General features: G+C 60.2%; 10 protein-coding genes. 6 read left to right on the forward strand and 4 right to left on the reverse strand.

Translation table 11 applies throughout. From position 1 onward, the window contains the following. Nucleotides 1-117: 117 nt before the first annotated feature. A complete protein-coding gene (locus JNM85_02205) occupies nucleotides 118-2421 on the forward strand; it encodes a response regulator (GenBank protein MBL8086867.1) in 2304 nt (767 codons plus the stop codon). Here the strand turns inward: JNM85_02205 and JNM85_02210 are convergent. Both JNM85_02210 and JNM85_02215 read right to left on the reverse strand, forming a co-directional pair. Beyond that, entirely contained in the window at nucleotides 2395-3192 is a 798-nt protein-coding gene (locus JNM85_02210; GenBank protein MBL8086868.1) for an FAD-binding oxidoreductase, read from the reverse strand. The genes JNM85_02205 and JNM85_02210 overlap by 27 nt on opposite strands. Further along, complete coding sequence (locus JNM85_02215; GenBank protein MBL8086869.1) at nucleotides 3189-4619, reverse strand: FAD-binding protein; 1431 nt, start codon at nucleotides 4617-4619, stop codon at nucleotides 3189-3191. Before JNM85_02215 ends, JNM85_02210 begins: the two co-directional genes overlap by 4 nt. Before the next feature lie 54 nt (nucleotides 4620-4673). On the opposite strand from JNM85_02215, the gene tmk reads away from it, so the two are divergent. After that, entirely contained in the window at nucleotides 4674-5267 is a 594-nt protein-coding gene (gene tmk, locus JNM85_02220; protein MBL8086870.1) for a dTMP kinase, read from the forward strand. On the opposite strand, the gene JNM85_02225 is transcribed toward tmk, so the two are convergent. After that, entirely contained in the window at nucleotides 5264-5743 is a 480-nt protein-coding gene (locus tag JNM85_02225) for a purine-binding chemotaxis protein CheW (protein MBL8086871.1), read from the reverse strand. The genes tmk and JNM85_02225 overlap by 4 nt on opposite strands. Nucleotides 5744-5842: 99 nt before the next feature. On the opposite strand from JNM85_02225, the gene JNM85_02230 reads away from it, so the two are divergent. The 3 genes from JNM85_02230 to aroF are packed head-to-tail and all read left to right on the forward strand — an operon-like array spanning nucleotide 5843 to nucleotide 9051. After that, nucleotides 5843-6847, forward strand: a complete 1005-nt coding sequence (locus tag JNM85_02230) for a hypothetical protein (protein MBL8086872.1) — start codon at nucleotides 5843-5845, stop codon at nucleotides 6845-6847. Between the two features lie 45 nt (nucleotides 6848-6892). Beyond that, nucleotides 6893-8005, forward strand: a complete 1113-nt coding sequence (locus JNM85_02235; protein MBL8086873.1) for a histidinol-phosphate transaminase — start codon at nucleotides 6893-6895, stop codon at nucleotides 8003-8005. Beyond that, complete coding sequence (gene aroF / locus JNM85_02240; protein MBL8086874.1) at nucleotides 8002-9051, forward strand: 3-deoxy-7-phosphoheptulonate synthase; 1050 nt, start codon at nucleotides 8002-8004, stop codon at nucleotides 9049-9051. Before JNM85_02235 ends, aroF begins: the two co-directional genes overlap by 4 nt. Nucleotides 9052-9114: 63 nt before the next feature. On the opposite strand, the gene JNM85_02245 is transcribed toward aroF, so the two are convergent. After that, complete coding sequence (locus JNM85_02245) at nucleotides 9115-11073, reverse strand: HAMP domain-containing protein (GenBank protein MBL8086875.1); 1959 nt, start codon at nucleotides 11071-11073, stop codon at nucleotides 9115-9117. A gap of 185 nt (nucleotides 11074-11258) precedes the next feature. On the opposite strand from JNM85_02245, the gene JNM85_02250 reads away from it, so the two are divergent. Then, nucleotides 11259-13067, forward strand: a complete 1809-nt coding sequence (locus JNM85_02250; GenBank protein ID MBL8086876.1) for a redoxin domain-containing protein — start codon at nucleotides 11259-11261, stop codon at nucleotides 13065-13067. Nucleotides 13068-13076: the final 9 nt, after the last annotated feature.

The following is a 13076-nucleotide window of genomic DNA, read 5'->3' on the forward strand; positions in this document are numbered from 1 at the left end:
ACGCCTGACCCTAGGCATCCACCCCCTTTTTGCCGAAACTTCGAGTACATGGCAGCGTTGGAAGCCCAATCGGATACGGCCCTAGGTAAAGGAAGTTTCGCTCGAGTACGAGCACAAATGCTGGGTTTGTTGAGTTTCCACCCCGAGCACGAGCAGACTCAAAATTCCGGCCAGAAGCTGCGCCACCTGATCATCACGGCGGTCATCCTCCTCCAGCTGGTGTTCGCCGAAGTACGAGGCACGCATCTATCCGAGACCTCGAGCGCGCCGTGGCTAGGTGCCATCGGCCTGGCAATGATTGTCATCGCCTTCACCACCAAGAGACCCGTGCTGGGAAGGATCGTGTTGAGCATTTGCTTGGGTGCGACCACACTGATCGGTCACCATGCCTACGCCACCGCGCATGAACTCCGCTTCTTCTACTTCACCAGTACGACGCTGCTCCTCTTTTACACCGACTGGCGTTTGATCCTCATCGCTGCGCTGCCGACCCTCGCGTTTGACGGGCGTTCCCTCCTCATGACGAGCCAGATCGGCCTGCTGAGCGTCGACGATTCGATCTCTCAGTACGCAATGTGTTGGATCCAAGCGATCCTCTGCGTCGGGATCAGCGCGTTCACCCGCAGTGCCTCGATCAAGATTTGGAAGCAGGAGAAGGCCCTGCAGTCCCAGCTCACCCGGTCGATGGAGACTCAGGGTGCGCTCGAACTGCGGACCCGAGAACTACTGGATACCCAGCGGCGGCTGGAGCTCGACATCGAGCGACGAATCGCGGTCCAACAAGAACTTCGCTTGCACGCAATCGAGCTGGTGCGAGCCCATAGGCTAGGCGAGCGCCAGTCGCATGCGCTCAAACGGCAGGCCGAACAGCTTGAGCAGGCGCGAGGCGAGGCGGTCGCACTGGCAAATGCGCGCACCGATTTCTTAGCTCGCATGAGCCATGAACTCCGCACGCCACTGAGCGCGCTCGCAGGACTGTGCATGCTCGCGCAAGACGAGAACAGCCCGCTTGAGCAAAGACGCTTGTTGTCGGCGATCAACTCTACTTCCTCGAACCTGACAGGTTTGGTGAACGACATCCTCGACCACTCCAAGCTCGGAGCCGGAAAGCTCGCACTCGACGTCCAGGAGTTCGACATCGTCGATCTCGTGCAAGACTGCGTGGCTCTCATCGGCGACGAGGTCTACCGAAAAGGGATCTCTCTCCAAGTTGAGATCGACCACGCAATCCCGGCCACCATCAAGGCGGATCGGCTTCGCATCTTGCAGATCCTTTCCAACCTGCTTTCCAACGCGGCGAAGTTCACCAACGAGGGAACGATCACCCTGTGGGCAAAGACTTCGCGTGCAAAGGACGGCACGACTTTGTTCAAGTTTGGAGTCCGAGATACCGGCATTGGGGTCCCTAAGTCCAAGCAGAAAGAGATCTTCGACCCGTTCGCGCAGGCCGACTCTTCAACGACTCGCAAGTACGGCGGTACGGGTCTGGGTCTGAGCATCTCCGCACAACTCATCGAGCTCATGAAGGGCGGCATCAAGCTCAAGAGCACTGATGGAGCTGGAAGTGAGTTTTGGTGCTGGTGTCCCGCTGAGGCGAGTTCGCAGCCGCGTTGGCCAAAGGCCCCGAGATCGGGTCGCCACGCGATCCTCATCGGTCACCCCCAGAGCGTCGAAGCCCACATCGTGAAGCACCTCAAGCGCGCTGGATTCGAGACTCTTACGCTCCACGGATTGGACGAGCTTTTGCCGCACCTGACCAGCCTTCGCGGAGAGTCGGAGATCGTGACTCTTGTAAACTACGCAATCCTAGCCTACGATACGGAGCTCGACAACATCGTTTCGAACACGCCTCACTCGGTACGTAGCATCCTGCTCGTACCGCCTCAGGTGCACTTCCACGCTGAGCAGAACGGATTCGACGCACTCTTGCCAAATCCATTCACCCCGGATGCACTTCTCCAGGCAGTCGAGGGACGCTCCGTCGCCGACGCCCCCTCTCAGCGCGAAAAGGGCTCGTTCGATCGCGGCTGGGCTACCGGGTACTCCCTGCTACTGGTCGAAGACCATCCCGTCAACTCGATGGTGGGTCGAAAAATCCTTGAGCAGTGCGGGTTCGCGGTGACAACGGTCCAGGACGGAAGACTCGCACTCAAAGCACTGAAGAAACAAACCTTTGATGTGATTCTCATGGACTGTCAGATGCCCGAAATGGATGGCTACGAAACGACGCGCCGCATTCGCGCGCACAGTAACCCGCTGGTTGCCAAGACTCCGATCATTGCGCTCACTGCGCACGCGATCGACGGGGAAAGGGACCGGTGCCTAGAGGCGGGAATGGATGAGTTCATGACCAAGCCGTTGCAGCCTGACCGCGTCCAGACCGCACTCATGGGCTTACTCGGGCCGCGGAGAGCCGCCTAACTTCCCGGTCGGGTCCAGAGAGAGCCGAACCGCTTCCGTCATCTCTGCGCTCACGGGGTCTTGGGGCGCACGATCGCCCTCGCGCCAGACCCAGCCGCCATTTCCAACCTGGGCAGGCACCCGATTGACCAAGGCCGTATAGGTCGGTGCGTAGGCGACCCCGCCCTCCAAGTCCAGCTCGCCCCAATCCGATGGGCGGGCACATACCCATGCCAGCGTTCCAGAGGGGCAAACCTGCTGCGCTTCCAACGCCTCCTCGAAGTGTGATTCGACCCGGGCAAAGACCCTCAGGTGGACCCGCTCAATCGCCGCCAATTGGCCTGCAGATCCCACCATGAGTTTGTGGATGTCATAGCCAGCGACGCTCTTAACCACGCGGCTGCCAGACTTGGCCACCGAACCGTCGGCAAGCACTAGGACCATGCCGAGCACCCAGTCGATCCACGATCCGTACCGGTGGCTCATCAAGTGCGGTAGGTTCGCAAACAGGGCGGTCTGAACGTCCAACTCTCGGTAGTCGCCCTCGACAAACGGAGTCCAGGGGATGCAAAGGCCTTGCTCAGCAAGAAGAGCCTGAACCTCCAGGATCGAAGATCCGCCGCTGACAGTGACCACCAACTCGGCAGGGCTTAGATCGAAGATTGGCTCCTGGGAGGGCGGCCGCTCTGCGCTATCGGCGGGCACCGGCAGGAACCGAGCGGTGAAAGGGTCCGCACGCAGCAAGTTGACATTGCTGGCGCGCGCCATGAACTCCGCGAGTGGCTTGCTCAAGTCGCGACCCCTCGCCATCGGCGCATATGCTCAACGCACCCGCGCTGATTGGGCAGAACCTTGCACGGGTTGCAAAGCGGAGTCGGGTTCAATGCCGCCTTCACGCGGGCTTGCAGAGCCAAGTCCGCCTCACTGAACATCAGCCTCATGAGATCGAGCTTCTCGATCCCAATTCCGTGTTCGCCGGTAACGCTCCCGCCAAGTTCGATGCACCGACGGATGACCTCCTCGCCCGCGGCGACTACTGCCTCGATCTGCGCTGGGTCTCGGTCATCAAAGTAGAAGATGGGGTGCAGATTGCCGTCTCCGGCATGGAAGAGGTTTGCGACCCCGATGCCGTGGCGCTCGCTGACCTCGTAGATGTGGTCGAGCATCTCGGGGAGCTTGGAGCGCGGAATCACCCCATCGTGCGTGACGACGGAGGGAGCAAGGCGGCCCATGGCCCCAACCCCCTTCTTCCGGGCGGTCCACAGCTTCTGCCGCGCCACTTCATCCTCGGCGACCGAGAAACTGATGGCGTGGTGCTCAGCAAACACATCCTGTGCGATTCGCATTTCTTGCTGCACCGATTCCGGAGCGCCGTCGCACTCGACGAGCAAGAGCGCCCCCGTCCCTTCCGGAAACTCCAACCCAAATGCCGCCTTCAAAGCGGAGAGGATGTTCTTGTCCATCATCTCCAACGCGGCAGGCAACAACCCGCGCGCCATCAGAGTGGAGACGCACTCGCTCGCATCGCGGACGGTCCTGAACGCTGCGAGCATGGTACCGACTGACTCGGGAAGCGGCGTGAGCTTGACCCAGGCTTCGGTCACAACGCCCAGCGTCCCCTCCGACCCGACGATAACGGACACAATGTTGACGCCCGGCCTTTCGGCACTCAGACGGACGATCTCGCCGCTCGGGCTGACCATCGTGATCTCCAAGATGTGAGGGGCTGTCACCCCGTACTTGAGCGTGTGCGGGCCACCCGAGTTCTCGGCGATGTTTCCGCCCAAGGTTGAAACCGTCTGCGACGATGGATCCGGCGCGAAATGCAGTCCGTCTGCCTTCACCGCGGCCGTGATCTTGGCATTCGCGATGCCCGCCTGAGCGTTGAGCCGACGATTGGGCAATTCGATCTCCAGGATGCGGTTCATCCGTTTGAGAGAGATCACCACCCCACCGAGCGCGGGCATGGTTCCACCACTCAATCCCGTTCCCGCACCGCGGGGGGTGTAAGGCTGTTCGTTCTCGACACACCAGCGGACGATGGCCGCGACTTCCTCGGTGGACTCGGGCAGAACGACAACCGACGGGGCGCTTCGGTCCACCGTGTAGGCATCGCAGTCATAGGCTCGTTCTTGGGCCGCACCCGCGAGGACCTGGTCCGCCCGGAGCAGTCGCGCCATCGCATCGACGAGCGCTTTATGGGGCAACGCGAGGGCCATGGCTCATTCTAGCAAACCGGCTGGCGGATAGAATGTCGTCATGGAGACGCGGGTTTGAAGGGTCTATTCGTCACGCTCGAAGGGCCCGAAGGTGGCGGTAAGAGCACGTTGCTCCATGCATTGGCGAGCAAGATCCCAGGCTGCGTCACCACCCGCGAACCCGGAGCGGGGACGATTGGCGGACAGATCCGCAAGCTGGTGCTCGAATCGGACGGGCTGGTACCGCGCGCCGAGCTGTTTCTGTTCTTAGCGGACCGAGCCCAGCACGTAGCGAAAGTGATCGAACCTGCACTGGCCGAAGGGCGGGTGGTCTTGTGCGACCGCCATGCCGACTCCACCGTGGTGTACCAAGGGTATGCACGTGGTGGCGACATCGAACAATTGCGGCAGCTCAATCGCATCGCAACGGACGGACGGACTCCGGATCTGACTTTCCTCCTCGATGTCCCGCCTACGCTCGGTTTGCGTCGCCAAGAAGGGATCGATCGACTGGGTGGCATGCCGCTGCAGTTTCATGAGCGAGTACGGGAAGGGTTCCTTGCCGAAGCGCGGCGGGAGCCCGAGCGGTGGGTGATCCTCGATGCCGAAGAGCCTGCCGAGCTTGTGGCCCAGCAGGCTTGGAAGGTTTTGCAGTCTCGTAGGGTCTAAGCTATTTTCTTGCTCTTGGCGGGCTTTGCGAGCACAGGTTCTGGTTCGGGTTCCACGAACTCGGCGTGAGTGGCCACCTCGGTGGGCTCCAGGAGCACGACCAAGCGATCACGGTCCCTTGCGACGGCAGTGACCCATGGGTCCATCTTGCCGGAAAAGAGCGTGCTGGAATCGTCCGTCGTGGCGTCGTCGATCTCTACAATCCCGTCGACAGCATCGACACGGACCGCGACGTGGCCCTGCGGGCATTCGACCACGACGTACGTGCTGGTCCCATCGCGATCGGCCATCCCAAACTTTCGTCGAAGGTCGATTGCGGGCAAGGTCTGGCCCCGCAGGTCGAAGATTCCGAGCAAATGCGGATGCGCTTTGGGCACTTTGGTCAGCGTCGGCTCGGGAAGAATTCGCTCCACTCGTTCGATTGCAATGCCATAGAATTCAGATTCCAGCTTGAAGACAACGTACTTATTCGCCATAAAACCCCATGATCAAATGATCTACTCTGTGATTGCCATGTGAACGATCTGCCGAAGCAGGTAATCATGTGTGTCATCCGGAGAACCGATACGAATACCATGCTCGCATCTCTGCTCAGTCTTGCTCTGCTCGAGGCCCCCGTCGCCACGCCGCTCCAAACTCTAGAGCGTGCGCACAAGGCTAATCTACTGGCCGTCGAGGCCACCATCGCGCCAGTGATGCGACCCAAGATCGTCGCGCGCCTGTACTTCCGTCGCCCGGATTCCCTCCGAACCGAGATCGTCTCCGGGCTTGAACGGTACACACTCATCTCGAATTCCGAAGGCGTTTTCGACATGGACCTGCTGACCAAACGGGTCAAGCAGACGGCTCCGCTCGGCGTCATCGGGCTGCGGGATGGAGCGACCGCCTTTACTGACGTCGAAATCCTTCCTCTGATCGTTCTGAACGCGTCTTGGGCCACGAAATGGAACATCCCCAAGAACGCAAAGTGGAAGAAGACGAAGGACCTGACCGTGCTGACTTACACGGAGTCGAGCCCGATGGGTGACCAGGGGTTCGAGTTGGGGATGCGCGCAAATGGCCAGATTGCGTACACGAAGTCGGGCCCGGCGGAGTCGCCCAAGTCGTGGACGGTGACCACCATGAAGTACCTCCCGACGACAGATGGGCTCGCGAGCAAGTTTGCGACCCCGGATCTGAGCGGATACGAAGCGTACGAGTCGGGAGAGATCACAGAGCCTTTGCCCGATCGCGCCACCATGGCGGGTTGGCAGGTCACGACGGGCGGACGGACCGCCTCACTCAAGTCGTTGGCGCAACCCGGCGGTGCGGTCGTGGTGTTCGCTGACCCGGAAGGATTGGGTCCGAGCGCAGAGCTCGTTCCCGCGCTCCGAGCGCTGACGTGGGGAGCCACGAAGCTCGTAATCGTCGACGGAAAGGAAAGCACGCTCGCGAGTGCCGCTGCCAAAGCTCAAGTCCCTGGCTACCCGCTCGTGCTGCAAATCACCAATTCGGGCTCGATCAAGCGGATATGGTTCGGATTTAAGCCCGGCACCGCCGAGGTGCTGGCACGAGAGATCCAATCGGCAGCCAAGGGATAACCTCATCTACTGGGCTCCACAAGTTGAGCCTAGTACAATAGCCGCATGAAGTTCAGAATCCGACCGAACGTGTTGGGGATGACGCCCTATACGCCCGGTAAGCCCATCGACGAGGTGAAGCGCGAGCTCGGCCTGACTGAAGTCGTGAAGCTCGCCAGCAACGAAAATCCGTGGGGAGCCTCGCCGAAGGCCATTGAGGCGATTCGAGTCGCAGCAGCCGAGGTTCACCTCTATCCCGACGCTTCCGCTTACGCGCTGCGACAAGCGGTGGCCGCCAAGTTTGGCATGCCCGCCGAGAGCGTTCTGCTCGGTAACGGCAGCGACGAGATTATCCACCTGCTTGGCCAGATTTTCCTGGGCTCGGCCGACGATGAGATCGTCGTCGGGGATCCTTCGTTCGTCCGGTACGACGCCGCGGCCCATCTCGCGGGCTGCCGGCTCGTCAAAGTGCCACTCGACGCCGACCTGCGCCACGACTTGGACGCGATGGCGGACGCCGTGGGTCCGAACACCAAGCTCGTGTGGGTCGCAAATCCCAACAACCCGACCGGCACGATTGTGTCTCGGCAAGCCGTTGACCGACTGCTCGACCGGCTGCCAGAAGGCGTGGTGCTCGTGCTTGACGAGGCGTACCACGAGTTCGCCGCGGACCAACCGGACTACCCGCACAGCGTGGACTACATTCGCGCCGGCAGACCGGTCATCGGTCTGCGAACCTTTAGCAAGGCTTATGGCTTGGCGGGCATCCGCGTGGGGTACGGATTTGCAGATCCAGCGATCCTCGACGCCGTCGATCGTGCCCGCGAACCTTTCGATGTCAATTCGCTTGCCCAAGCGGCCGCAATCGCTGCGCTCGGCGATGATGAGTTTATCCAGATGACCGTGCGTCGCACCTCCGCGGGTCGCGAGACGCTCAACAAGGTTTTGCGCGAGGTCGGCGGAAATCCCATCCCCACGTTCGCCAACTTTGTCTTCGCAGACATGGGTCAACCAGCCAAGCCGATCTTCGAAGCGCTCTTGCATCGCGGGATCATCGTCCGGTCTGGCCACGTGCTCGGGATGCCGAACGCCCTGCGTGTCAGCATTGGCACAGAAGTTGAGAACGAGAAATTTGCCCAAGCACTCCGCGCAGTGATGGCCTCCCAGGTGACCGCATGATTATCGTAATGCGACTCGGCGCAACCGAGACCCAGATCAAGGAAGTTTCGAACCGGCTCGAAGAGCTCGGTTACTCGGTGAACCCCATCGTCGGTGTCGAGCGCACCGTCATCGGCGCGGTCGGCGGCTCAGAGCATATGAAGGTCGACGCGATCGACCAGCTCAAGGCCTACGAGTTTGTCGACGACGTGATGATCATCACGAAGCCGTACAAGTTCGTTGCCAAAGAGTCCAAACCGGGGCGCACGATCATCGATGTCCGCGGTCTTAAGGTCGGCGGCGACAGCGTCGTCATGATGGCGGGCCCATGTACGGTCGAGAGCGAAGAGCAACTCTTCACCACCGCTGAAGCGGTCGCCAAAGCTGGTGCCACCATCCTGCGGGGCGGTGCCTACAAGCCTTCGACGTCGCCATACAGCTTCCATGGGATGGGTGTCCCTGCGCTGGAGATGCTGCAAGAAGCCGGGCGTCGGTTCAACATGCGCATCATCACCGAGGTGATGGACCCGCGTAAGGTTGAGCTTGTGGCGGAGTACACCGACATCTTGCAGATCGGTACGCGCAACATGCAGAACTACGATCTTCTGCGTGAGGTCGGGCAGTCGCGTACCCCCGTGATGCTCAAGCGCGGCATGAGCGCCAAGTACGAAGAGTGGCTGCTCGCCGCCGAGTACATTGCGAGCGGTGGAAACGAGAACATCATGCTGTGCGAGCGAGGTATTCGATCGTTCGAAACGTACACCCGCAACATCTTAGACTTGGCCGCGGTTCCGGTGATGCACAGCCTCTCGCACTTGCCAGTGATCATCGATCCCTCGCACGGAACGGGACGTCGCGATTTGGTCGCTACCATGTGCAACGCTGCCGTGGCCGCTGGGGCCGAGGGTCTGACCGTCGAAGTCCACCCCAACCCCGACCACGCAGTGAAGGACGGCGCGCAGAGCATCACCCTGGTGCAGTTTGATGAGCTGATGCGCCCACTTGGCCGTATTGCCGAAGCGATCGGAAAGCGAATGTCCGTTTCGCCCGTAGCAACCGAAGCCTAAACCAAAGCACAAAGCACCTGTCCCTTTTTGGGGGAAAGGTGCTTTTGTTTTGAGCCCCCGAGATTAGGCCGCGAGCCGAATGTTCGGGTTTTGAGTTGGTGTCGTATCCAAATTGAACTGCGAAACCACCGTGTCCAGCTCGGTCGAAGTTCCCAGGAGCTTGTCCGCGAGCGTTCGCATTTCGGCAACCCGTGCGTTCTGGTTCTGAACGTTCGAGGAGACCTCTTGCGCCGAAGCCGACATTTCCTCGGTCATGGCGCTGAGCTCTTGTGTCGCGGCCGCGTTCGACTGGCTGATCTCACCCACCGATTCGATGACGTTGTTGACACGCGCGGCGTCATCCGCCATGCTGCGCACCAACTGGTCGCTCTGGATACTGATCGTTCGCACTTGGTCAATCGTTTCAAGGATGCGGGCATAGCTACTCTCGATCGCCTGACTCTGCTGAGCACCTCGATCGACCTCGGCAACCGTGGCATCCATGGCTGCGACGGCGGTGTTTACGCCGATACGGACGTTTTCGATGAGCTCGGCAATCTCCTTGGTGGCATGGCCAGCCCGCTCAGCAAGGCGTCGGACTTCGTCGGCGACGACCGCGAATCCTCGACCATGCTCGCCCGCTCGCGCTGCCTCGATGGCGGCGTTCAACGCGAGTAGATTGGTCTGCTCGGCGATCTCCTGGATCGTCTCGACGATCGCACCGATCTGCTCCTGCTTGCGACCCAAGTCTTGGACGCTGACCACGCTGGTCTGCACCTGATCTTGGATCTGCACCAGGCACTGCGAGGTGAGCTCGAAAGCCTTACCGCCTTCCTTCGCTGCGTCGCTGGCTTCGGACGCGGCAGAGCTCTGCTTCGTCGAAGCGGTGCGAACTTCGTTGATTGCGTCGGTGAGCGCAGCGGTCGAATCGACGGCATCGTTCACCAGTCGCGCTAAGTCTTCATTCATCGACGCAATGCGCTGCGTCGTCTGGGCCGATTCGTCGGTCGCAGTGGCCACTTCCGCAATGGTGTGGGCAATCTCCTGCACCGAGCGGGCCGTCTGATCGGTCGCAAGAGCCAGGTCCTGACCGGTTGAACCAGTCTCGGCAGCCTTGCCCTTCAGAGCATTGACAATGTCTCGAAGGCTTGCGACCATGTTCTTCTGAGCGATACCAAACTGGTCGCTGCTGGAACGCGGGTTGACCGAAACGCTGAGGTCACCTGCGCTCACACGCTCAAGATTGCCCGCGGATTCCTTCAGGTATGCGACCATGTTGCGGAACGAGTTGGCAAGCTGGCCCGTTTCGTCCTTGGCGGAGTACGTGATAGACTGGTTCAAATCGCCTTGGCTAATCCCTTCGGCGGTCTTACCCAGCGCGGCAAGCGGCTTGGTAATGGAGTTCGATATGAACCATCCGATGAGCGCACTGATTAGCGCTACCCCGAATCCAATCGCAACAATCCGAGCTAGCATTCCCGGCAGCGCATCTCCCTCAGCCTTTGCGTCGGACAATGCTCCCGCGGTGATCTTGTTCACCGCCTCGCCGATCTTGCCGGTGAAGGGGTCGATCTTCGGATACATGTCTCGGATCGTGAAACTGGCCAGGCCCGCCTGGTCTCCGGCTTTCAGGAAACCCATGGACTCTTCGGTGGCCTGATCGGCTGCCGCCTTGAGCTGCTTGAGCTCGTCAAACTCTGCTTTCGTAAGATGCAGGAGTTCAGGGTCCGAGTTCTCAATCAACTTCCACTCTTTATCAATCAATTCCTTAGCCGCTTGCATCGCCTTGAGTGACTCGTCGTACGTCATTCCACCATTGCGAGCCTTGTGAGAGGCATCGACCACTGAGACCGCGTATGCGTCCGAGATATCGCGCAATTGCTTGGATGGGACCAAGTGATTGTCTGCGACATCCTGGATCGCATCGGCTCCTTGGCGTGCGGACTTGAGAGACATCGAGCCCAAGAGTCCGATCCCGATGATGCCTGTCGCGAATCCAATCGCGAGCTTCTTACCAACCTTCAAATTTTGAAACCAACTCATGATAATCCTGCTGGACCTCCGCAGAGCGGGCGGGCCTTAGTAATGGGGTCGGTTCAAATACCAGCTGACTGAACCCTTCCTCACAAATTTATGTGATGGAAAACGCAGGAATCACAGCGTCGCCCTCGGGCAGGCACAAAGTCTGGCTGCCTCTCGGATCGGCTCGTATACTGAGCGCAACAGTCATGCGGACACATGTTGGAATCTTGTTGGCAGGTGCCTTGGCAATAGGCGCGGCACTCTTGGGTGCTGAACCGACGGGGGCGGAATCTGAGCCCTCCGGGATCGGAGCACTCACGGTCAATCCGAACGACGTGGGCATCGGCCAAGCGATTCCCAACTTTAAAGCAAAGTCGGTAGACGGCAAGTCGATTCAGCTAAGCAGTGCGCTGGGCGAAGAGGGCGCGGTGATCGCAATGACCAGCACCACGTGCCCAGTTTCCAAGAAGTACGTCCAGACGCTCACACGGCTGGTCCGAGACCTCGCGCCCAAGGGACTGAACGTCATTTTCATCAACCCGACCAGCTCCGAGCCATCGGCTGACGTCCGGGCAGCCGCTACCGCGCTCGGCGGTGTGTATATCCACAGTGAGACGCTGGCCCAAGAGATCGGAGCGCGCTCAACGAGCGAAGTCATCCTCATCGACAAGGCGCGTACCGTGATCTATCGGGGCGCGATTGACGACCAGTACGGCATCGGATACAACCAGTCGAAGCCTCAGAACGAGTATCTGAACGAGGCGGTGACCTCATTCCTGCGCGGGCGCGTACCGGACGTCCCTGCGACCAGCGCACCCGGTTGCCTCCTTGATGCGCCCACGAATCCCCGGCTCGTATCCGTGACTTACAGCAACCAAGTCGCCCGCATCATGAACCGGCATTGCGTGACTTGCCATCACTCAGGTGGAATCGGCCCCTTCCGACTGGACAATTTTCAGGATGTGAAGTCACGGGCCCCGATGATTAAGTTCGTGGTGGACAGCAAGCGAATGCCCCCCTGGTTCGTCGCAGAACCGCCCGCCGGTGCGGCATCCCCCTGGAAGCACGAGCGAATCCTCTCTGCCCAAGAGAAGCGCGATCTGGCGACTTGGATCGAGGGCGATCGGCGCGAGGGTGACAAGGCTGAGTTGCCGTTGCCGCTCACGTTCGTCGATGACTGGACGTTGGGCAAGCCGGACATGACCCTACAGATCCCCAAGCCGATCAAGGTCCAAGCCGAGGGGTTCATGGACTACCAGCACGTCGTCGTTCCCGTAGGGCTATCCGAAAACCGGTGGATCGATGCCGTCGAGATCGTGCCGACCGATCGACGGGTCGTGCACCACGTGCTCGTTTTCGAGGTGCCGGAAGCCAGGATGAAGGATCCAAAGTTCCTTAGAAATCCCAATCCCTCACTGCAAGACGTGATGGGATTCTTCGCCGGGTACGCGCCGGGCTCGAACTGGGGCATCTTTCCTGCCGGATTCGCGAAGAGGCTCAGAAAGGGTTCCGGGCTCCTTTTCCAGATCCACTACACACCCAACGGAACCGCGACCCAGGACCAAGTAAAGCTCGGCTTGCACTTTGCGGAAGGGGTGCCGAAGCACGAAATGAGGGTTCAAGGAGTGTTCAACTTCCGAATCCAGATCCCGCCCGGTGCCGCGGACCACGTAGAGACGGCCAAGTTCAACGTCCCGGTGGACGTAAAAATCACCGCGTTCATCCCGCACATGCACCTGCGTGGGAAGTCGTTCCAGTACACGGTACGGTATCCGGATGGCACGTCCAAGGTCGTGTGCGAGGTCCCTCGCTACGACTTCAATTGGCAGCTCAAGTACGAGCTGCGCGATCCGATGTTGGTCCCCAAGGGTTCGATCATCGAGTGCCGCGCGGTGTACGACAACAGCGCAGGTAATCCGGCCAATCCCGATCCAACGCAAACGGTGTACTGGGGAGACCAGTCAGTGGAAGAGATGATGTTGGGCTATGTCGAGTACTACCGGGTTGATCCCTAACGTCTGCAC

It is taken from the genome of Chthonomonas sp. (assembly GCA_016788115.1).
In the GTDB taxonomy this organism is placed as follows: domain Bacteria; phylum Armatimonadota; class Fimbriimonadia; order Fimbriimonadales; family Fimbriimonadaceae; genus UBA2391.